This window comes from Novosphingobium sp. SG751A (genome assembly GCF_013149295.1).
GTDB lineage: Bacteria > Pseudomonadota > Alphaproteobacteria > Sphingomonadales > Sphingomonadaceae > Novosphingobium.
Genome location: NZ_JABGCB010000002.1, coordinates 179,682 through 202,112 on the forward strand (window position 1 = coordinate 179,682; position 22,431 = coordinate 202,112).

General features: G+C 60.7%; 17 protein-coding genes. 6 read left to right on the top strand and 11 right to left on the bottom strand.

The window, feature by feature from the left end; genetic code table 11:
* Positions 1–207: 207 nt before the first annotated feature.
* Positions 208–834: a LuxR C-terminal-related transcriptional regulator gene (locus FHW96_RS03260; protein ID WP_172339128.1), complete on the bottom strand. Its 627-nt coding sequence runs from the start codon at positions 832–834 to the stop codon at positions 208–210.
* 180 nt (positions 835–1,014) lie between these two features.
* The gene (acs, locus tag FHW96_RS03265; RefSeq protein WP_172339129.1) at positions 1,015–2,964 is read right to left on the bottom strand and encodes an acetate--CoA ligase; all 1,950 of its coding nucleotides are present in this window, start codon (positions 2,962–2,964) and stop codon (positions 1,015–1,017) included.
* A gap of 248 nt (positions 2,965–3,212) precedes the next feature.
* Here acs and FHW96_RS03270 point away from each other — a divergent pair, with 248 nt between their 5' ends.
* From FHW96_RS03270 to FHW96_RS03285, 4 genes are all read left to right on the top strand, one after another.
* On the top strand, positions 3,213–4,685 hold the full coding sequence (locus FHW96_RS03270; protein WP_253950707.1) for a DcaP family trimeric outer membrane transporter: 1,473 nt from the start codon (positions 3,213–3,215) through the stop codon (positions 4,683–4,685).
* 51 nt (positions 4,686–4,736) lie between these two features.
* Complete coding sequence (locus FHW96_RS03275; protein WP_172339130.1) at positions 4,737–6,503, top strand: MFS transporter; 1,767 nt, start codon at positions 4,737–4,739, stop codon at positions 6,501–6,503.
* A 119-nt stretch (positions 6,504–6,622) separates the two neighbouring features.
* Positions 6,623–7,144 (top strand): GNAT family N-acetyltransferase, encoded by a 522-nt coding sequence (locus tag FHW96_RS03280; protein WP_172339131.1) that lies wholly within the window; start codon positions 6,623–6,625, stop codon positions 7,142–7,144.
* A 41-nt stretch (positions 7,145–7,185) separates the two neighbouring features.
* Positions 7,186–9,075 (top strand): AMP-binding protein, encoded by a 1,890-nt coding sequence (locus FHW96_RS03285; RefSeq protein WP_371815616.1) that lies wholly within the window; start codon positions 7,186–7,188, stop codon positions 9,073–9,075.
* Here FHW96_RS03285 and FHW96_RS03290 read toward each other — a convergent pair.
* Positions 9,072–9,755 carry a hypothetical protein gene (locus tag FHW96_RS03290; RefSeq protein WP_172339133.1) on the bottom strand — a complete coding sequence of 228 codons (684 nt, stop codon included), beginning with the start codon at positions 9,753–9,755 and terminating at the stop codon, positions 9,072–9,074. The two genes, FHW96_RS03285 and FHW96_RS03290, sit on opposite strands and share 4 nt — an antisense overlap.
* 14 nt (positions 9,756–9,769) lie before the next feature.
* On the opposite strand from FHW96_RS03290, the gene FHW96_RS03295 reads away from it, so the two are divergent.
* Both FHW96_RS03295 and FHW96_RS03300 read left to right on the top strand, forming a co-directional pair.
* Positions 9,770–10,159 carry a hypothetical protein gene (locus FHW96_RS03295; protein WP_172339134.1) on the top strand — a complete coding sequence of 130 codons (390 nt, stop codon included), beginning with the start codon at positions 9,770–9,772 and terminating at the stop codon, positions 10,157–10,159.
* Between the two features lie 122 nt (positions 10,160–10,281).
* The gene (locus tag FHW96_RS03300; protein ID WP_172339135.1) at positions 10,282–12,702 is read left to right on the top strand and encodes a TonB-dependent receptor; all 2,421 of its coding nucleotides are present in this window, start codon (positions 10,282–10,284) and stop codon (positions 12,700–12,702) included.
* Positions 12,703–13,575: 873 nt separating this feature from the next.
* Here the strand turns inward: FHW96_RS03300 and FHW96_RS26640 are convergent.
* The 8 genes from FHW96_RS26640 to FHW96_RS03335 form a co-directional block, all read right to left on the bottom strand.
* On the bottom strand, positions 13,576–13,812 hold the full coding sequence (locus tag FHW96_RS26640) for an HGGxSTG domain-containing protein (protein WP_371815626.1): 237 nt from the start codon (positions 13,810–13,812) through the stop codon (positions 13,576–13,578).
* Positions 13,703–14,419 carry a hypothetical protein gene (locus FHW96_RS03305; protein WP_172339136.1) on the bottom strand — a complete coding sequence of 239 codons (717 nt, stop codon included), beginning with the start codon at positions 14,417–14,419 and terminating at the stop codon, positions 13,703–13,705. The genes FHW96_RS26640 and FHW96_RS03305 overlap by 110 nt, the downstream gene beginning before the upstream one ends.
* A 99-nt stretch (positions 14,420–14,518) precedes the next feature.
* Entirely contained in the window at positions 14,519–16,060 is a 1,542-nt protein-coding gene (locus FHW96_RS03310; protein ID WP_172339137.1) for a YfjI family protein, read from the bottom strand.
* The gene (locus tag FHW96_RS03315; protein ID WP_172339138.1) at positions 16,050–16,646 is read right to left on the bottom strand and encodes a hypothetical protein; all 597 of its coding nucleotides are present in this window, start codon (positions 16,644–16,646) and stop codon (positions 16,050–16,052) included. Before FHW96_RS03315 ends, FHW96_RS03310 begins: the two co-directional genes overlap by 11 nt.
* Before the next feature lie 192 nt (positions 16,647–16,838).
* Positions 16,839–17,075: a helix-turn-helix domain-containing protein gene (locus FHW96_RS03320; RefSeq protein WP_253950708.1), complete on the bottom strand. Its 237-nt coding sequence runs from the start codon at positions 17,073–17,075 to the stop codon at positions 16,839–16,841.
* Positions 17,076–17,116: 41 nt separating this feature from the next.
* On the bottom strand, positions 17,117–17,791 hold the full coding sequence (locus tag FHW96_RS03325; RefSeq protein ID WP_172339139.1) for a hypothetical protein: 675 nt from the start codon (positions 17,789–17,791) through the stop codon (positions 17,117–17,119).
* Positions 17,792–18,108: 317 nt separating this feature from the next.
* Positions 18,109–19,119 carry a restriction endonuclease gene (locus FHW96_RS03330; RefSeq protein ID WP_172339140.1) on the bottom strand — a complete coding sequence of 337 codons (1,011 nt, stop codon included), beginning with the start codon at positions 19,117–19,119 and terminating at the stop codon, positions 18,109–18,111.
* The gene (locus tag FHW96_RS03335) at positions 19,116–22,352 is read right to left on the bottom strand and encodes a type ISP restriction/modification enzyme (RefSeq protein WP_172339141.1); all 3,237 of its coding nucleotides are present in this window, start codon (positions 22,350–22,352) and stop codon (positions 19,116–19,118) included. Before FHW96_RS03335 ends, FHW96_RS03330 begins: the two co-directional genes overlap by 4 nt.
* Between the last annotated feature and the right edge of the window lie 79 nt (positions 22,353–22,431).

Sequence of the window (22,431 nt, forward strand, 5' to 3'; positions counted from 1 at the left end):
CCGTTACTGTCTGCGTAGCGCCATGGGTTCGGCAAATGGGTGTTGGACGCGCCGTTTAGAATATGAAAGCCTGCGGCGCGGAAAGATCTGAGTTTGCCGCGCCGCAGGCTTTGCAAACCCAGACAACGCCAGCTGTCAAATCTCACCCCCATTAACGGGATTGTTAAGGGCCCCCGCCCTTAACCCGCCGGAGGCACCTTCTAAACCCTACCCCTTCAAATCCAGCCCCAAGGACCGCGCCACCAGCGCCGCCTGCGTCCGGTTGCGCACGTCCAGCTTGCGCATGATCGCGGTCATATGAGCCTTTACAGTGGCTTCGGCGATGCCGAGATTATGGGCGATCTGTTTGTTCAATTGCCCGTCCAGCACGGCCAGCAGCACTTTCAACTGCGTTGGCGTCAGGCCTGCGACCTCGCGGCGGATGGTGTCGAGCTCGCCATGGGCATCGGGCGCGGCGGGCGCGGCGGCGCCCAGCGTCTGCGCAATCACCGCCTCGATGGCGGACAGGTCGCTGTCTTTGGACAGGAAGCCGATGGCGCCAAACGCGCGGGCTTCTTGCGGCGCGGCGCTGCCCTCGGCGCTGGAAACGACGAGGATCGGCACATCGGGCTTTTCGGCGTGGAGCAGCGCGATGCCCGAATAGCCCACCGCGCCCGGCATTTTCAGGTCTAGCGTGATGAGTGCAAGATCGGCCGCATCGGCTGCGGCGCGGGCGGCGGCGGTCAGTGTTCCGGCCTCGACGATGCGCGCCTGCGGCAGGACCCGGTTGACGGCGAGGCTGAGCGCCTGGCGGAAGAGCGGGTGGTCATCGGCAATAAGGACGGTCTGGGTCACGTGAGGCAGGCTTTCAGGCAATGATGCTGCCGACTCGCCGCCTTGGCCGGGCTGTCGGTTCTGCGCCTTATGATAGACCCGCAGGCCCATGCGGCAACCCCTTCCGGGCGTTTGCGCGGAGCAAAATGAACGGGCCGTCAACTTTCGTTGGCGGCCCGTCTTTAATCACAGCTGTTTTTCTTATGCGTTGGCCAGTTGCGGACGGTTGGCCAGCAGATGATCGACCACCGAGGGGTCGGCCAGCGTGCTGGTGTCGCCCAGACTGCCCACGTCATTTTCCGCGATCTTGCGCAGGATGCGGCGCATGATCTTGCCCGAACGGGTCTTGGGCAGGCCGGGGGCGAACTGGATGACGTCCGGCGTGGCGATGGGGCCGATTTCGCGGCGCACCCATGCGATCAGTTCCTTGCGCAGCGCCTCGTCGGGTTCGACGTCCGCGTTGCAGGTGACATAGGCATAGATGCCCTGACCCTTGATCTCATGGGGCATGCCGACCACGGCGGCCTCGGCCACATGCTCATGGGCAACCAGCGCGGATTCGATCTCCGCCGTGCCCATGCGGTGGCCCGAGACGTTGATGACGTCGTCGATGCGGCCGGTGATCCAGTAATAGCCGTCCTCGTCGCGGCGGCAGCCGTCGCCGGTGAAGTAGTAACCGGCAAAGGTGGTGAAATAGGTTTGGAAGAAGCGATCCGCATCGCCCCACACGCCGCGCATCTGGCCGGGCCACGAGTCGGCGATGACCAGACAGCCGTCGCCGGGGCCTTCCATGATCGTGCCGTCATTGTCGAGCAGCAGCGGTTGCACGCCAAAGAACGGGCGCGAGGCCGAGCCGGGCTTCAACGCCGTGGCGCCGGGCAGGGGGGTGATCATCGTGCCGCCCGTCTCGGTCTGCCACCATGTGTCGACGATGGGGCAGCGGCCTTCGCCCACTACCTTGTGATACCATTCCCACGCCTCGGGGTTGATCGGTTCGCCAACCGAGCCAAGGACGCGCAGCGACTGGCGGCTGGTCTTTTTTACCCACTCATCGCCTTCGCGCATCAGCGCGCGCAGGGCCGTGGGGGCGCCATAGAAGATCTCGACCTGATACTTGTCCACCACCTGCCAGAAGCGCGAAGGATCGGGATAATTGGGCACGCCTTCAAACATCAGCGTGGTGCCGCCGTTGAGCAGAGGGCCATAGATGAGATAGGAATGGCCCGTCACCCAGCCCACATCCGCCGCGCACCAGTAAATCTGGCCGGGACGATAATCGAAGACATATTGATGTGTGGCCGACACCCAAACGCTGTATCCGCCGGTGGTGTGCAGCACGCCCTTGGGCTTGCCGGTCGAACCGGAGGTGTAGAGGATGAACAGCGGGTCTTCGGCGTTCATTTCCTCAGGGCTGTTTTCGGGCGATACGGCGGCGCAGGCGGCATGCCAGTCGATGTCACGCCCCGGCACCATGCCGACATCGGCCCCGGTGCGGGCCAGCACGATGACCTTTTCAATGCCCGGCGCCTGAGCGGCGGCAGCATCGACGTTTTTCTTGAGCGGAACCTTCTTGCCCCCGCGCAGACCTTCGTCGGCGGTGATGACGATGCGGCTGCCGCAATCCTCGACCCGGCCTGCCAGCGCCTCAGGGCTGAAACCGGCGAACACGATCGAGTGGATCGCACCCACGCGGGCGCAGGCCAGCATGGCCACGGCCGCTTCGGGCACCATGGGCAGATAGATCGTCACCCGGTCGCCGCGGGCAACGCCCTGATCCTTCAGGACATTGGCAAAGCGGCAGACCATTTCGTGCAGCTCGCGATAGGTGATGCGGCGCTCGGCCTCGTCCGGGCTGTCGGGTTCCCACAGGATGGCAATCTGGTCGCCGCGCGTGGCCAGATGGCGATCCAGCGCATTGGCCGAAAGGTTGAGCGTGCCATCCTCGAACCAGCGGATGCCGAAATCGTCCGCGTGATAAGAGGTGTTCTTGACCTTGGTGAACGGCTTGATCCAGTCGATGCGCTTGGCTTCCTGCGCCCAGAAAGCATCGGGATCGCTCACCGACTGCTGATACATGGCGGTATAACGCGCATCGTCGATCAGGGCATTCTCGGCCCATTCGGCGGGGACGGGATAGATGGCTTCGCCCACGTTTCAGCACTCCTCTCAAAATTCGTTACCGATGGACGTAACGTGAGGGAGCCCCTCGCGCAGCCCATTCTTTGGAACAATACTAGGCCAATATGGTGCAAGTCGTAGCCCTTACCAAGGTCGTACATGCAAGGTCGGGAAATAAACCTTGGTCGGGATGGATCGTAACGGCTGTTACGAGTGATGTTTCCATCACGGATCGGACTGTCCCCCGCAAGAAGGGATGGCCAACAGGATGGAGAGGTTTGATGACGCTTTTTCGGGGAAAGGCGCGCGCCATGGCGGTGTTGCTGGGCGCGTCGGCGCTGGCGGCGCCGGGGGGCGCGATGGCCAAGGCCGCCCCTGCGCTGAGCGCGCGTGAGGCGGCCCTGCTCGAACGGCTGGAGAAGCTGGAGGCTGAGGTGAGCCAGTTGCGCGCCGATGCCGCCAGCGCCCGCCAGCAGCAGGGCGAGGCCGTGCAGGCCGTGGCCACCCAGGCCAACGCCGCCGCACAGATCGCCCAGAGCGCCGCCAAGGAGACCAAGGCCACCGGTGAGCGCGTGGCCGCGGTGGAAAAGAAGCCGACGCCTGAGGGGATGCGGGTTGGCGCAACGAACATCCGCATCGGCGGCTTCCTGAAATTCAACGCCGATTACAGCCATTTCGACGGCGGCACCGTGGCCACCAACACGCTGGGCCGTGATTTCTATCTGCCTCAGGCGATCCCGGTGGTGACGCCCACCAGCCGGTCGAGCACCGACACCGATTTCTCGGCCAAGCAGACGCGGATCTGGCTCAACCTCGACACGACCGTGGCGGGCCATACGCTGCGCGGCTATCTGGAGACCGATTTCCAGACCACAGCCAGCGCGGCGGCCAATGTCACGGGCGGGGGCAGCCAGCGCACCACCAATGGCTATACGCTTGCGCTGCGCCGCGCCTTTGTTCAGCTCGACAAATGGACCTTTGGGCAGGACTGGACCACGTTCCAGAACACCGCCGTCCTGCCCGAATCGACCGATTTCGTCGGCGCGACCGAAGGCACCGTTTTCGTGCGCCAGCCTTTGGTGCGCTATTCCACCCCGCTGTCCAAGGCGGCTACGCTGCATATCTCGGTTGAAAACCCGGAGAGCGCGACGGCCAATGCAGGGTCTGCCGCGCTGGTGGAAAACGGCACCGATCATCTGCCTGATTTTGCCGCCCGCCTGAACTATGTGACACGGCGGGGCGAGATCAGCTTTGCCGCGCTGGGCCGTCAGGTGCGCACTGAAACGGCCGGAGCGGGGATCACCCGCGCGGGCTTTGGCGGATCGGTTGCGGGCAAGATCTTCCTCAATGAAAAGCGCACCAGCGACCTGCGTTTCTCGGCCACCTATGGCCAGAACATCGGGCGCTATGTCGGCCTGAACTTTGCCCCCGATGCGGTCTATGTCGCGGCCGGCAACGCTTTGGCTGATGTCCGGGTGTTTGCCGCTTTGGCCGCTGCACGAATCGCGATCACGCCGACTCTGCGCGTCAATGTCATCGGTTCGATGCAAAGCGCCGACTATGATGGCTCGCTCAGCCCCGCCGCGATTGCCGCCTATAACAAGAAGGCGTGGTCGGGCGCGGTCAACCTGTTCTATTCGCCGGTCAAGGCCATCGACCTTGGCATCGAATATCGCCACGGCCAGCGCGAACTGGTCAATGGCCAGAAGGGCAACATCGACCGGGTCGAATTTGCCGCACGCTATAATTTCTGATCTAATCAAATCATAACGGGTCGAAAACGACCCATAACGGGAGCGCCTGTCATGTCTGTATTGCATGAAACGGCAGAGGATCTAGCCAGACTGCCAAAGCATCATGTCGCCACCCATGACGAGAAACTGGTGATTACCGCCAGCTCGCTGGGCACGGTGTTCGAATGGTATGATTTCTATCTCTACGGCCTGCTGACCGCGATCATCGCGGCGCAATTCCTGACCGGGCTTAATCAGACCACGTCCTTTATCATGGCGCTGCTGGTGTTTGCGGCGGGGTTCATCGTGCGGCCCTTCGGCGCGCTGGTGTTCGGCCATATCGGCGATCTGTTCGGGCGCCGCTATACGTTCATCATCACGCTCACGGTGATGGGCCTGTCAACTTTCCTCGTCGGCTGCCTGCCCACCTATAAGCAGGTGGGCGTTGCTGCGCCCATCATGCTGGTGGTGCTGCGCATGTTTCAGGGGCTGGCGCTGGGCGGCGAATATGGGGGCGCTGCCACCTATGTTGCCGAACATGCGCCTGCGGGTAAGCGCGGGCTTTACACCAGCTGGATCCAGATCACGGCCACCGCCGGGCTTGCCATGGCGCTGCTGATCGTGATTGCGGTGCGCTCGCCCATTACCGGCGTTGGCGAGGAAGCCTTCAAGCAATGGGGCTGGCGCATTCCTTATCTGGTGTCAGGCCTGTTTCTGGTGCTGGGCCTGTGGCTGCGCCTGAAGCTGCATGAAAGCCCGGTGTTCCAGAAGATCAAGTCGGAAGGCAGCGGCTCTAAGGCTCCTCTGAAGGACGCCTTCGGCAAGTGGTCGAACCTGAAGATCGTGCTGATCGCCTTCTTCGGCGCCATCGCGGGTCAGGCTGTCGTGTGGTACACGGGCCAGCTCTATGCGATGTATTTCCTTGAAAAGATGCTCAAGGTTGACGGTCTGACCGCCAACACGCTGATCATCACCGCGCTGCTGCTGGCCACGCCTTTCTTCCTCTTCTTCGGCGCCCTGTCGGACAAGATCGGCCGCAAGCCCATCATCCTGACCGGTTGCGCGCTGGCCGCTCTCACCATGTTCCCGGTGTTCCATGCGCTGACCGAGGCGGCCAATCCGGCTCTGGCCCATGCGCAGGCCAATGCCCCGGTCAAGGTCATGGCCTATCCGGGCGAATGTTCCTCGCAATTCGACCCTGTGGGCGCCAACAAGTTTGACACCACCAGTTGCGACATCGTGAAGAACGCTCTGGCCAAGGCGGCGATCAATTACGAAAACGTGGCCGCACCTTCCGGCTCGGTGGCCAGCGTTTCGATCGGCGGCAAGACCATCATCGCCCCCGATCCGGCCCAGATTTCGGGCGAGGACAAGAAGAAGGCGATTGCCGAATTCACCACCGCGCTGGTCGGCAAACCGGCAACGCTCGCCAAGGCGGCAGAGGGTGACAAGCCTGCGGTCGAAGCCAAGCCCGCCGTGGTGGGCGAACTGACCAAGGTGGGCTATCCCACCAAGGCCGACCCGGACCAGATTGACAAGCCCAAGGTCGTGGCGATCCTGTTCTATCTCGTGCTGCTGGTCACCATGGTCTATGGTCCGATTGCGGCCATGTTGGTCGAACTCTTCCCCAGCCGTATCCGCTACTCGTCCATGTCGCTGCCCTATCATATCGGCAATGGCTGGCTGGGCGGCCTGCTGCCCGCGATCGGCTTTGCCATGGTCGCGGCCAATGGGGATATCTACTATGGCTTCTGGTATCCGGTGATCGTGGCGGCGGCCACCTTCTTCTTTGGCCTGTTCTTCCTGCCCGAGACTTTCCGCCGTAACATCGATGGCTGATACTTAAGTCTTACTCCCTTGAATGTCGCGCCCTGATCTGGCCTATTTGGCCCAAATCAAGGCGCGACTTTTCTTTTGCGCCCAAGGGGGCTGCATTCTTCCTCTCACGGAGATTCCCGATGACCACCCAAGCCGCTACCAGCCAACAGCTCACCACCCGCGATGGCGTGGTGCTGGACGTGCGTCCCGCCACCGAGGCCGACGAGGCCGCGCTCTCCGCATTTTTCGATGCGGTGTCCGAGGACGACCGCCGTTTCCGCTTCTTTGCCGCGGGCGAGCATGTCAGCCATGATCAGCTCGACCCTTTGATCCACGCCGATCATTTTCGCAGCGAAAGCTATATCGCCTTTGACCATGCCACGGGCGAACTGGTCGGCTCGGGCCTGCTGGCCTGCGACGGCAAGATGGACACGGGCGAAGTGGCTGTCTCGGTCCATGCCGATTATCGCGGGCGCGGCGTGGGCTGGGCTTTGCTCGACCTGCTGGCGCGCGAAGGCGAGCGCCGGGGCGTGCGCCGCGTGATCTCGATCGAGAGCCGCGACAACCATGCCGCCATCGAGGTGGAGCGCGACAAGGGCTTTACCCCCGAAGCTTTCGAGGGCGATCCGACTTTGGTCGTTCTATCGAAAACCTTCCGATAAGGCGATAGTCATGGCCAGAAACCATAAAGGTGAGGATGGCCGTGAGCGAACTCTATACTTCAGCCTGGCAAGAAAGCATCGAGAACCGCGAAAGCTTCTGGAGCCGGGCTGCCGGATCTGTTGAATGGAACAAGAAGCCGTCGCGCGCATGGGATGATGCGCGCGGCTGGTTTCCTGATGGATCCTTGAACACCGCCGTCAACGCGATTGACCGCCACATTGCCGCCGGGCGCGGCGAGGCCGCTGCCATCATCTATGACAGCCCGGTCACTGATACAGTTGAAACCTACAGCTATGCCCGCCTTGCCGACGAGGTGGGCCGCGTGGCCGCGATGCTGGCGCGCCTTGGCGTAGGGCGGGGGGATCGCGTGATCCTCTATATGCCGATGATCCCCCAGACGATGTTTGCCATGCTGGCCTGCGCGCGATTGGGCGCGGTGCATTCGGTGGTGTTTGGCGGCTTTGCCGCGCATGAACTAGCCAAGCGGATTGATGACGCCACCCCGCGCCTGATCCTGACCGCCAGTGCAGGCGTCGAAGGCAGCCGCAAGATCGCCTATAAGCCGATGGTGGACGAGGCGCTGCGCACATCCAGCCATCAGCCCGATCATGTGGTGCTGTTTCAGCGCGATGTGCTGGCCGCCGATCTGGTCGCCCCGCGTGACATTGACTGGGCCGCGATGATCGAGGAAACAAGCGCCGATCCCGTGCCGCAGCCTGCCGATATGGCGGCCGACGATCCGCTCTACATCCTCTACACCAGCGGCACCACCGGCACCCCCAAGGGCGTGGTGCGCGAGCATGGCGGCCATGCGGTTGCTCTCACATGGAGCATGGCCAACATCTATGGCGTGGGGCCGGGCGATGTGTTCTGGGCGGCCAGCGATGTGGGCTGGGTGGTGGGCCATTCCTATATCGTCTATGCGCCCCTGCTGGTGGGGGCCACGACGGTCCTGTTCGAGGGCAAGCCGGTGGGCACGCCCGACGCGGGCACCTTCTGGCGCACCATCCAGCGCCACGGGGTCAAGATCTTCTTCACCGCCCCCACCGCCATCCGCGCCATCCGCAAGGAGGACCCTTCGGCCTCCTTCCTGCGCGAGATCGGCACCGGGCCGCTGGAGGCGGTGTTCCTTGCGGGCGAGCGCGCCGATCCCGATACGATCCACTGGCTTGAGGAACACTCCGCTCTGCCGGTGATCGACCATTGGTGGCAGACCGAATTGGGCTGGCCCGGTGTGGCCACCTGTCATGCGCTGGGCGATACGCGGCGGCGCGCGGGCAGCGCGGGCTTCCCCGTGCCGGGCTATGAGTTCGCGATTCTGGGCGATGACGGCAGGGAACTGGGGCGCGATCAGTCGGGCTTTGTCGCGGTGCGTGAGCCTTTGCCGCCGGGCGCTTTCCGCACGTTGTGGAACAACAAGGCGGGCTGGGAAAAGAACTTTGCCGCTTTCCCCGGATGGTATGAGACGGGGGACGCGGGCTATATCGACGCGGACGGCTTTGTGCATATCATGGGCCGCACCGATGACATCATCAATGTCGCGGGCCATCGCCTTTCCACCGGCCAGATGGAGCAGATCGTGGCGGCGCAGGACGGCGTGGCCGAATGCGCGGTGATAGGCGCTGATGATGCGATCAAGGGCATGGTGCCCATCGCCTTTGTCGTGCCGCGCGCTGGGTTTGACGCCGATGCCAGCCTGCCCGCGCGGGTGATCGGCGGGGTGCGCGGCGAGCTGGGCGCGGTGGCCGCGCTCAAGACCGCCTATGTGGTGGGCGCGCTGCCCAAGACGCGTTCGGGCAAGATCCTGCGCAATCTGCTGCGCAAGATCGCCAATGGCGAGGCATGGACCTGTCCGCCCACGATCGATGATCCGGCTATCCCGGCAGGGATCGAAAGCGTGATCCGGCAGGACAGCGCGAAAGTGGCTTAAAAATTGGCGCTATAGCTAAGCATGAGACGGTCGCGCGCGCTGCCGGCCAGCGCGGCGGCCTCGCCCGGCGCGGTGTCGCTGCTGCGCGCAAGGCGGTATTCCAGCCGCAGATGGCCCGGCCCCATCGGCGCATCGGCCCCGGCCGACAGGCGCCAGCCCTCCATCACCCGGTCGCGGTTGCGCAGGGCAGGGCCGATGACCGCGCGGTCATACAATTCGGTGCGCAAGGCGCCGGCGCCCGCAAACAGCCGCGTGCCCATCGGCAAGGCCGCCAGCGCCAGCGGATAGGCCAGATGCGCGCCCACAAAGATCTCACGGGTGAGGGCCATGCTGAAATGGTCCTGCGGATTGCCTGCCCAGTTGTTGGCACCGTCATTGGCGTCGATCAGCTTGACCCCGGCATGTTGAAAATCCAGCCCTAACAGCGCGCGCCCCTGCATCGTGGGGGGCAGGACCGGGCGTTCGAGCGTGATGACCGCCACGTCCATCCGCCGGTTGAGCGGCGTTTCCGTGCCGTCATGGGCCAGCGCGGTCATTGCGGTTTCGCTGATGATATCGGTCGACAGGCGGGCGCCGTGCAGCGCCCGATGCAAAATGCCCGCATGAACGCAGACCGGCGCCAGCCCGCAAGCGAGCATTGCGACCAGCCCAAAAGTTGCAGCACAAGCAAGGCGGCGCATGGCAATCCTCCCCCGTGGACCATGTGATCCGCAATACCGCAGAATCAGCGCTTGGTTCCCGGCGCGACGATATTTACTTCACACGGACTGAAGATAGTGTTTTGCGCCTTTGGTTACATGCCCTGGTTAATACCGCGACAGGTTTTACGCCCGGTCATCTTTTTATCGCGCCAAGCCGTGGAAAAGACGCCACGGAATCGTCCCGTTGGACCGGGGCGGGGCCGGTTTTGCGATTAACCCGCCGTCATTTTTCTATCTTCGAGGTAAGAAAATCGGCCGGAAAGGATGCTGAAACAGGCCGCGATGCCAAGCGCAAATCGCGGATTTCCGGCGATTCGTCGGCCCTGCACCGATCATTGTGTGTCATTTGGGCATCACTTCGCGCTGTCATGGATGTGTCATAATCCCGTCAAAAAAGTGCAACCCCCTCAACCTATTGGCGGCTTCAAGTCTGCACCGATTACCTAAGACCGGATGGGAATTCCTCTCCCTTCCCTCCCGCCGGTCTACCTTTGATGGGGGTTATATGTTCTCTGCTTCTCGTTTCCTCGCTGCGGCGAGCCTGCTTGCGTTGTCCGCTCCGGCCTTCGCCGCCGAAGACGCCGCTCCGCCCACGGGTGACACCTCGGGCCTGACCGACATCGTGGTGACCGCGACCAAGCGCGAAACCAACCTGCAAAAGACGCCGATCTCGATCAGCGTGGTGAACGCTGAAGAAATCAAGAAGCGTCACGTCCAGAGCCTGTTCGACCTGGGCGACGGTGCGGTGCCTTCGCTGCGCGTGGCTCCCTTCGAAGCGCGCGTTTCGGCGCTGACCATCGGTATCCGCGGCATCGTTCCCCTCGACGCCAACCAGCCCGCCCGTGAACAGGGCGTGGGCATCTACATCGACGGCGTGTACCTTGGCCGTCAGCATGGCGTGAACGCCGCGCTGTTCGATCTGGAGCGCATCGAAGTGCTCAAGGGTCCGCAGGGCACGCTGTTCGGCCGCAACACCGAAGGCGGCGCGCTTTCGATCGTGGCCAAGGCCCCCTCGGGCAAGTTCGGCGGTCGCATTCAGGGCGGCATCGGCAATTATGGTTCGCACAATGCCGAACTCCACCTCGACCTGCCTGAATATCACAATTTCTCGGTCAAGCTCGACGGCGTGATGCAGTATCAGGAGCCGATCACCAAGAACCCGATGCCGGGTCAGCTTGGCTGGGGCTATTATGACCGCAAGGGTCTGCGCGCTGCCGTGCGCTGGAAGCCGGCCGCCAACATCACCAACGATTTCTCGTTCGATGTCAGCCAGGACAAGAACACCCCGTTCTACAGCCAGCTGCTGAACTACAACCCCAACGGTTGCGTTGCCGGTGCTGCCACGGCCGCCTGCTCGCTGCCCGGCACCGCCTACACCACGCTGTCCGGCACGGTTAAGGCTCTGCCCAGCCTCGTCACCGTCAACGGCACCAGCCGCATGAGCACCGCCGACATCGGCGTGCCGCAGCAGGCCTCGGTCGACACCACGCGCGGCTACACCAACTCGCTCAAGTGGAAGGTTTCGCCGGATCTGGAAATCCGCTCGATCACCGCATGGCGCCAGGTGACGGCAACCCAGTGGGACAACTCGGGCGGCGCCCACCGCGTTCCGGTTTACACCGCCAATGGCGGCTTCAGCCGCTACAGCCTTGCCAACCTGTGGCAGGCCCAGTTCAGCCAGGAATTCCAGGCTGTGGGTAATGTCGGCAAGCTCGATTACGTGGGTGGCCTGTTCTACTTTAACGAGCACGTGAGCGACAATGCCGCCACGCCCAACTCGAACACCTGGACCACGGACAGCTCGGGCAATGTGACCGGCTACACCGTCAACTCGAACATCTTCACCAACCCCTTCGCTTCGATCGACCGCGCTTCGGAAGTCTGGTCGAAGAGCTACGCCGTCTATGGCCAGGGCACCTATCACCTGACCGACGCGCTGCACCTTACGGTTGGCGGTCGCTATACCAATGACAAGAAGCGCGGCGTGCTCCACACGTTCCGCAACGTCAATTATGACCTGAACACCACGGTTGCCACCAACAATGGCTATACCCCGCTCAACAAGAGCTGGAACCGTTTCAACCCGATGGCAACGCTGGCCTGGGACGTGACTTCGAACGCTCACGCCTATGCCAAGTTCTCGACCGGTTACCGCGCCGGCGGCGCCTCGTCGCGTACCGCCAACTATCTTCCCTTCAACCCGGAAGACGTGACCGCCTATGAACTGGGCCTCAAGACCGACCTGTTCGACCGCAAGGTTCGCCTGAACATCGCCGGTTACATCATGGACCGCAAGAACAGCCAGGTTGACGTCAGCTCGATCCAGACCGACACCTCGACCGGCACCAGCATCAACATCCTCAAGACGCTGAACGCGCCGGGGATCACCAAGATCCGCGGTATCGAGGCCGACATCACCGCCCGCGTGGCGCAGGGTCTGACGCTGAACGCTTCTTATGCCTATACGTACACCGATATTCCTTCGATCCTGATCCCGGAAACGCAGGTCTATCAGAAGTTCTACATCGTCTATACGCCCCGCAACGCGGCTTCGGCTTCGGCTGACTATGAAGTTCCGCTGGGCGGCGCGGGCGCTCTGGCCAAGCTGCATATCGATGCGAACTACTCGCAGTCGACGCAGGCTTTCGACCAGTTCGCCACCCACAATGACGCCTCGCTGGTGTTCAACGGTCGCCTCGCTCTGGCCGACATCCCGGTCAGCGACACCGGTCAGAAGCTGACTGTGACGATCTGGTCGCGCAACCTGTTCAACACCCAGTATGTGTTCCGTCGCGATCCCTCGAACAGCCTGCCGGGCACGCCGACCACCAGCACCACCACGGGCAGCATCAACAACGTCCTGGGTGACTACGGCAACTTCAACGCGCCGCGCACCTTCGGTATCGACGCTGCGATCAATTTCTGATCCGACAGGATCGGTTTGGAAAAGCCCGTCCCGCATCTTGCGGGGCGGGCTTTTCCGTTATGAATTTGTGTTTTTAGAGAAAAATTCGGTTCTGTTGGAAATATTGTAAGAGTTAATTAATGACGGGATGCAAGTTTTGGAAAAATAGAGCTTATATTTTATTCTGAATATTTTTCCAAAGAATGACAGAAGTCTTACGTTTTGGGTGTGGTCGCCATATGATACCATAGCGATTCAGGAGCCATACTGAATCTGCATAACCAATAATGGGTTTGGAGAGCCATATGGTTAGGCACATGTTAGTGGCATGTATTTGTGATTTCTGCGGCAAGACAGTATACTGCCGGGCAAATTACAATCCATTTCACGACCTATATGAAGATGGACTTCCCGACGGGTGGGAGTTCATAGACCCTGGCGATAATAAGCTGATCTCCCATACCGGAGATCATTGCCCCGAATGTTTGAATTCATTCGCTGAATATATCAACCGATGCTGCATCCATTGGATGCGATATGTGCGGTTTCGAGGCAATAAAGTCCCCGATTATGCCGATAATGATACGATAGGGGAAACGGGCCTGCCGTAAGGCGGCGCAGGCGCAATATCGGGAATATGGTCGATGAGGGGATCGAAAAATGGTCGAAAAATGGCCGTTTTACGCCATTCCTGTCATTTCCATTTTGGGATGTACCCCCAATTATACCCCCAAATACCCCGGTTGCAGGCGAACGGCAGCGGGCAGGGCGACAAATCCTATTCTTGGATTAAAGGCTTTTGCCGCCTATTATCCACCTCGCCGCCGGGACGGGGTAGCTTGTCCGCCCGTCCTTAAAGAGGCGATCCGGTCTGTCCTGCGATCCTCCGGCGGTTCAGCCCTTGTCCGCCAGCCTGCCCCATGCCCTTACCATCGCCATCAGTTCGCGCGTCTCGGCAGATCGGGCACCATGTTTGAGCGCATTGCTATTGCCAGCCGGGGCGCCGCTGCCCCGGCCTTGCTTATTCCTGCCCCCGCCGTGCATCCGGCACCGCTTCGCCCCGTTCACCGCTGGCGATTGGCAAGGCTCGCCCGCCCGCGTCCGGGCATGGCAGCGCGGCGCCTTGGCCAGACGCGCCTCCAATGGCTCTGGCGTGATGATCGGGTGCATGGGGTTGTTCGCTTGGCTGTCCATTCTCTTGTCCCCCTGTCGGCTGGCCTGCGTGATGGTGGAATTGATCGGCAATCACCGCTTGGCCGCCTTCATTGACGTGAACGTGGCGCACGGTCTGCTCGCGCGGGGCGTGCAGCTTGGCCAAAGCCTCCAGCGTCGCCCGGCTGTTGGCCTGCGCCTTCATGGCGATGCGGGCATAAATTTCCATGGCGGGCAAATGCTCCCCCATATTGCTGGCCATTCGCCGTGCGGTTTCGGCAAAGATGGAATCCAGCGTCAAAGCCTGCGCCGCCAGCAATCGGCTGGCCAAAGCCAGATCACCCTTGGCCGCCTTTTCGCCCAGATCGCGCAAGGCATCGGCATAATCGCCCAGCCCCGGCATAAAATCTGCCTGCCCAAATTGCTTGCCATGCAGGCCAGCAAGGGCAGAGGCATGGCGAAAGCCCGGCCCAAGCAAGGTCTTGGCGGTAGCAATCCTGTCTTTCTCGTCCTTTTCCTTGGCCACGGTCATTGTATCATTGCGCGGCTCACTGGCGGCAGGTTTGGCCTTCTTGGCTCGCGGCATGGCAATATCCTTTGGCCTGTTCAAAAATGCTTAAATGCCCCCAAGGGTCACTGACAAAACCGACAAAACCCACGTTTCGGCAGTTTTGTCAGTCGCTCATCACGGGCCAAATCGGGAAAGGGCTTTGGGGTTGATACGATAGGGCGCCGATGGCCTGCCCCCTTGCGGCCCGGCGGGCGTTTCATTGGCGGCCAGCCAATCGGCGTCCACCAGCCTTTCCAGCCCCGCCGTGATGCGCCCCCTGTCGCCCAGTCCGGCCCAGCCCTTTCGGCGAATGTCGCGCGCGGTGAAACCATCGGCCAGATCGCCCTTGCGGATGCGCCGCCAGATCGCCCGCGCCGCCTCGGCATTATCCAGCCCCATGCTGGCATAAACCCGCCGCGCATGGCTCTCCAGATAGTCCGCCCAGCGCAGGGCTTGCATGGTCGCCTCAATCGTCACCGCCCCCAAACCATTGCTGGCCAAATGACACATCAGCGCCAGCCGGGGGATCAGCCCGCGATATTTGGCAAGATGCGCCGCCAAGACAGGCGCCAGATCGCCGCCCCTAACCTTGCCTTCCAGCCCTGCCCACCAATGGCTGAACACCTCTTGGGCATCGGGCGCAAAGCGCAGGAAAGGCACGGCGTCATCCCCACCGAAATCATCGCGCTGCGCGCCAATCTCGTTAACGTTCAAACGGGCCAATTCTTCATAGCAGGCGAAAGCCTCTTGCCGCGCCGCGCTGTTGGGGTAGCGGTCCACCTCCGCAAAGTTGGCCGACATATCCGGCCAAGCCAAAAGCTGAATCCGCTGCACCATCCCATCATCATGGCGGCGCAAACTTTCGCGCATATAGCCCGCCAGCCGATGCGGTTGGGTCGTGCCAAACAGCGAGAAATTGACCGCCGGAATGCGAACCGTCCCGCGTCCGATGCGGTCGAAGGTGTAGCTTTCCTGTCCTCCCCATCCGGCCATAAAAAAGCCGCGCGCGGGCGCTTTGTCCGGTTGGTCCAGATCGGCAAACAAGGTCAGCAGTTCATCGCGGTGAACCATCAGGCCAAAGGGGTTTGCCCGGCAAATCTCGCCCAGTTTCTCCACGGTGGCATCATTGGTCAGATAGCGGCGCTCCATGGGCGGTTCAGGCGCTTGGGCGGCCTCCAGCGTGGCAAGCGCCGCCTTTGCGCCTCCTGTCTTGAGAATCTTCTTGGCCTCGCCCTCGGCCTCGCGCGCCTGAAGCTTGTGCAAAGCCTCCTGAGCCTTGAACCGCTCCTGCGCCTCGGCATTGGCCTTGGCTGCGATGGCCTCTAGCCGCTTGATCGGCGCCAACGCTTCAGCCGCCGCCGGGCTTTTCAATTGCCCCGGATTGGCCACCACCGCGCCCCAGAGGTTCGACACCTCCAGCCAAGTGGTGTACTGTTGCGGACGAATGCCGATGCGCCGCCCCAACAGTCCAGCCGCTGCCACCATCGCCGGGATGGCCACCAGATCAAGCGGGTAATTCATCCTTTCGGCAATGTCCTGCACCCATGGGCACAATTGAGAGGGCAGCAATTCGGGCGCAAAAGGCTGCACCGGCAGCAATTCATCATTAAATGGCAGCGGGTCGGGCCAAGCGGCCCCGGTTTCATCGCCTCCCATGGCGGCCAGATTACGCGGCATGGCGCAGCGCCTCCACCATGATACGCGGGCGCGGGGTGTTGCGCGCGATTGCCTGCGCCAGCTTGCGCGCCAACAGATCATCGCTGGCCACGATTTCGGACACGCAGCGCAGCAGCGGCCACACCGGGCTATCGTCCTGCCAATCGAGAACACAAACCGCATCGCCCCCGGCGCGCAGCCAATCAAGCGGGGTTGCCACCACCGGCACCGGCTGGCCCTCCCAATTCTCCAAAGCAGCCGCGCCCAGCGCCCAGCCTTGGCCGGTACGCCAAAACCAGTTGGCCGGATTGTCCGCCCGAAAGGCGATCAGGTCCAGCGTATGCCAAAGCGTAATGGTGGGGGTGACAAGCCCGGCATGGTGGGACGGGTAGCACACCGGCAGGATCAACGCGGGATGGCCCGCCTCGCAAGGCTCATAAAGGCCGCCAGATCGGCGCTGCACCCTCATGGCGCCAAAGGCTGGGTAATCCCGCGTCACCTTGGCCAAAGCGCCATGGGTGCAGCCCAGCGCGCGCAGGCGATCAAGATGCGGCTGGCGAATGTTACCCGCCGCCACCTGCATTTCTGCATCGAGCCAATCAGCCATGGCCACCCCCAAAGGCAGCGGCGGCCAGCATGGCGGCAATCTCCGGGCGCACGGCATAAGCCAGCATCAGAAATTGCGCCCGATGGGCATCCAAGTTAAGGGGAAGTTGCGACACGCCAGCCAAGCTATCGCGCGAAGCCCCGGTCTGGCCCGCAATGCCAGCCGGGGTTTTGTTTGCCTGTTGCATGGGGATCAAACCTCCCCCGCGATCAGGCGGCGCAGGCTCTCGGCAGGGATCAGCCTACGCTTGCCCACCTTGCGGGATTGAAGTTTGCCCTCATTGATAAGCTGGTAAATGCGGGTTTTTCCGAGGCTCAAAGCGCGGCAGGCGTCCGCCACGGAATAGGCGAGAGGGGTGGGAGAATGGGGATTCATGAGTTCGGCTCCGTACGATTTGGTCCGGGGCCGATTGTTGATTTCCCTTGCCATTCATGCTGCCGATAATTGGCAAGAATTGTCAGCAATCCCCTCTAGCTGCCATTGGTATTTTCGGCAGAGGCCTTTCGTACACCATCAAGCGCTTGCCAAAATCTTGCACCATACGCGCGAAGTTGACTATCAGACGGAGAATCATCCGTTTGATCTATGAACCAATTGCTCAAAATCCGAGCGATGTCGGATTGGTTTGGATCGCTGCCGTCTTGCCTAAAAAGGCCATCATTTGAACCATGCGACAAAGCTGCAAGATGAAGTAGTGCACCATCCCAATCCCACTCACGCGGCTTGCCAACCTTGCGCCTAATTTTTGGCAGGGTTTCCTCCCCGTTATCTTGGGTTGATTGACCCTCATCTTTTGCCAATTTTGACCGAAAATATACAGCATATTTCCATGCCTGAGCTTCGCATTGAGAAACTCTCATATATTTGAAATAACTCCATGTACCAAAAGCACAGGAAAAAATTCCATAAAAATCGCAAAAAACGATATTTAGAGAATAATAATAAAATTTACCGTAAAATTCATTTCTTTCATAGAAAATATTATGGAGTAATATAATTAATGGTAATAAAAATAAATTTACCGTCATAATCAATATTGATGGATTTTTCTGAATTAATTTCTTATAGTTTATATTGCTTTTGTTAATAATATATCGATAATTGTCTCTGGCTATTTCCCAATCCTGAATTTCACCGTCTGACATAAGCCTGCCCTAGGGTAATAGGTTGCACCATCAAAGCAAACGCAGCACCGTTAAAAGCTGCGTCATCAATCAAGTCGGCTTAGATTGGGAACAATTCGGGAACGGTCAATGGCGTTCGCGAGCACTTTATCAATTTAGGCGGGTGTTCACCCCGCCACCTCCGCATCAGGCTTTCCGGCCATCAGGGCGTTGATCCATGCAAGGGCCGGTTCGCGGGTGGGATGGCGGCCCCAGCGGGCGGCGCCACGATTGGAAAGGAGCGGAGATCATCGCGACTGGCCTGCCCGGCGCCCCGCCCGAAATCCCAAAAACCGCGATCAAAGATCAGGGACATAAATCTGCTTCAAAGGCAGCGTATGCCTGTAGCGCGGCGATAACTGGGCATAGTTGGCCTGTACCATCTCCACCAGTTGCTCGCCATCAATCAGGCGCAGGCGGGGGTTGTTGCGCTCGCGGATTCTGGCTTGGCGGCTGTATGAGCCTAGCGTGACAAACAGCGCATATTCCCCATCGCCCAGCGTGCCCAATAATTGGCTCACTTCGGGTTCGCCAATCTGGCCGGTCTGGCGCTTGCATTGGATTTTGATGATCGGCGGCTGAAAGCCCATGGGGTCGGTATGGGCGATGACATCCACGCCGCCATCGCCCGACATTTGCGTCACGCGGGCGGTATAGCCCATGCACTCCATGAGATGGGCCACGAAATGCTCAAAATCATAGCCGGTCAATTCGCTGTGCAGACGGCGGATGACGAAATCGGCGGCGCTTTCCTGCGCCACTTGCGATGCGGCCACGGAAGCCCCGTCATCGTCCTGCGCGGGTTCATCGGCTGGCATGGCGGGCGTGGTCTGCCCCAAATCCACCTTGGCGGCATATTCCACCGCCGAGGCCCGCAGCAGAAACAGCGTGATATAGGCGCCAAGTTCATTGAGCGCCGATTGTGAAAACTCGTTGCGCGGAAAGGCGCCCAGCCAGTCCACGCCAAGGCAATTGGGAATATCGTCCTCACCCGCCTCGGCGCTTCGCTCAAACCACCTCTTGCCGTTCGCGCGCCCGATGTTCACCATGCGGTTGTGCTTGGAAGGATAAGCGATCAGATCGCCCGCCTTTACCTCATGGACAAAGCGATAAAGCGTGCCCGCGTCCACCGGAATCGCGCCGGGCTTTTTGCCGGGATAGGCGGCCAAGAGCGCTTCCTTGAAAGCCTCGCGGCTGGGGGCGATTTGGCGGATGTCGCCAAGGCGGGGCCAGCCGATGGCGGCATAGCCTCTTTCCACCGGCTCATCGCCCACCCATACGGGCATGTGAACGCCCCATACTTTTGTCATTGGGCCTGCTCCATCGGCATGGTGATTTCGGCCATGATGCGGCCTGTTTCGGTCAGGATTTTGATGATCTTCTGATAGTGGCGAATGTCATCATAGGTCAGTTGGCGGCCCTTGCGGTCTTTGAGCCATTTTTGCGCTGGCTGATAGCCGCCGATATGGAACTCCCAAGCCAGCAGGGGCACGCCGTCAAAATATTGGTCGGCATTGATCCAGACCTTTCCGGTTTCCGGCCCGCCTTCCAAGCGGGGCTTGTCCACCTCGCTGTTGCCGTCCCCATGAAATGGATAGGGCGTGGCGCCGATGGCGGCGTCCTCCATCAGATGCAGGCGGCGCAGGGCCTCGCCCTTTTCGCTGATGGCGCGGAAGGCGTCCGGGCTGGCGGGGAAGGGGATGCGCGGGAAGTCGATTTTCAGAAACTCGGCATAGGTTTCCCGATAGGCGGGGCAATGCAGCACGCCATAGATATAGTCGAACAGTTTCACCTCATCGGGGCGGGCATCGCCCTTGGCACGGCGGAAAGCATCTGTGCCATCGGGCGCGGTTTGGGCGCCGGTGAGGCCAGCCGCTTCGCGGATCCGGGCATAAAGTTTGGGGTCGAAATTGACGCGGATGGATTGGTCTAACGTGTCTTCCTCTGGGTAGAGGTAGAGGGGGGCTGTTGCGTTCACCTCTTTGATACTCAAGGTGTGGTGCGTAATCGGCAGAGCTGAAACAAGGAAGTCCGCGAAGTGCCGATCTCCTTCTACGGTGCGAGTGTAGCACCCGCCAAAATTTGGCCCGGCCATGAAGTGCTTCATCACCTCATTACGCGGATAGCAATGAAACCCCCGCGACTTGCCGGTGTAGAATGTCCAGCGCGTATCGAATGGCCGATAAGCAACGGGAACGAGGCGTGATTGTGTGAAATGAGCAATCACATCGGCCTTGGCACCCGCCACAGTCCAGTCGCGCACATCCTTGCCTAAAGCATATCGATTGCGCAGCGTCTCTGGATCAGTCTGGGTGAAATCCTCAACCCGCTTCCAAAGCGCCTCGCGGTTCATATCAATCGTCAGTTCATCGCGTGCGGTGACAATGCCCACCGAATTAACCGGCATCAACTCCGCCACCGAAAAGCCCTTGGAATAGACCTCTTCCACATCATAATCGCGGGCCACAAAGGGATATTGCGGCGCCTTATGCGGCAGCAACGTGCCAGACAGCGCGGGCAAGGGGCTCTCCCATAAAGCCTCGCTCTTGGCCTCGCGGTTGCCCCACAATTCGCCGTGATAGACTTGCGCCAGCCCCTTGGCCTCCTTGCCATCGCGCCGATGTTTCACCGCCACGATGATCGCTACGCCCTGCTGAATATCAAACACATTCTTGTCGGGCGAACCGTCCGGGCAAACCTCTTTCTTTTTGGCATTGCCATGCAGATCCAGCACATGGATGCGGTCAAAGCTGCTCATCAACTGCCAGCGCATGCCCCGAAAGGTGGGGTTGTCGAGATAGCCGTGGTTGGTGATGAAGCCCAGCACGCCCTCGCCGGTCTTGTCGATCATATGTTCGGCAAGGCGGATGAACTTCACATAGTCATCATTGATCCACTTGGGGTTGCGCTCCTGCAACTTCTGCTTGCCGCCCGGCTCTTTCTTATAAGCCTCCATCAGGCCCATGATCCAATCGCCCTTATTGGCGCTTTCGCCAGAATAAGGCGGGTTGCCAATCACGCACATGATCGGCGTCTGACGCTTGATGTCGCTGGCGGCCTTGGCTTCCTCGGCAATGGCGCGCGAAAGGCCAAACAGCGTCTGCTCCACCCGCTCGCCTTCCTCAAGGCTGTTGGTGAGATAGACCCCAAGGCGCGGCGGGTTGGCCGATGGCTTATAGCCAAGCCGGGTGAGGATCATATCCAGCTTCATATGGCACATGGCATAGGAAGCCATCAACAGCTCGAACCCATGCAGGCGCGGGATCAGATCGCGCTCGATATAGGCCGACAATTGCCCCGGCGCCACGCCCTTGATGCGCTCTGAAACCAGCTTGACCACCTCGGTAAGGAATGTGCCGGTGCCGGTGGCAGGGTCAAGAATCTGAACCCGGTGAACCTCTTTCTTGACCGTGGCCGCCTTGCCCTTGGCGTCATTCTGGCCGGTGTCCCAATCAATCGTGATCTTGCTGGTGTCGGCCAAGCCATCGGCCAAACCAAATTCGGATTTCAATACCTCATCCACCGCGCGCACAATGAAATTCACCACCGGCTCGGGCGTGTACCAAACCCCGCGCGCCTTGCGCTTGGCGGGGTTATATTCGGCCAGAAAGTCCTCGTAGAAATGCAAAAAGGGGTCTTGGCGCGCGGTGATCCTGCCAAAATTGCGCAGCACCCGCTCCATATTCGTGGCGCAGAAAACGTTGCACAATTCGTCAATCACCCGGCGCAGGCGCTCATCCAGATTGGGGCCAGCGATGTAGATGAACAATTCGCGCAGGAACGGGTTGGTCTTGGGCAAAAGGTCCAGCGCTTCGGCACGGCTGAACGTGTCGGGCGTCTCGTCATGCAGCCGCGCGGCAAACAGACCATAGGCAATGGTTTCGGCATAGATATCGGCAAAGTCGGCCACGGTGATGTCATGGATGAGGCTGGCCTTGAACGCCTCATATTGGCCGATGAGATCGGTGGCCCGCCCTGTGGCCTCGCGCGCCTTCATATCGGCCACCAGAGCATTGCCCATGATGTCCTTGATGATGGCCGCCTTGCCCGCCATCATCGCCGCCAGCTTGGATGATGAGGTGATACTAAGCGGTGTGACACTGACAAAATCGCGCAGCCGGTTCTCCAGCGCTGCGAAGTTTTCCGTGCGCGCGGGCATAGTCGGGACAAGCTCGGCGATGGTGATGAAATCGACCACCTCGCCATCGCGCAGAAATTCAAAGTCCAGCCCGTTGGTGTAGATCAGATTGGGCAGACCCTTTTTGTAGCGCTCTTTTTGCGCCTTGCTGTAATCATTGGCCGCGAATTTCTTGATGTCCTTGCCAATGTCCTTGGCTTCACACCAGCCAATGGCCACCTCTCCACGGTTGAACACGAAATCGGGCGCGCCAACATCGGTCAGATGCTTGGGTTCATTGATGATGGTCAGATCAGAACCGATGGATTGAAACAGCGTGAACAGTGCCGGGCGAAAGCTGTGTTCGGTGGATTGGCCGCTGGCATAGAGTTTGCGGATTTCGTTCAAATAGCCCGTAATATCCATGGAAAGCCCCGCCCAACTTCTTGCAAGGTATGGGCTTAACCCGTTCGCAGACGGGCGCCAAGGGCTGCTGTCGCTTGAC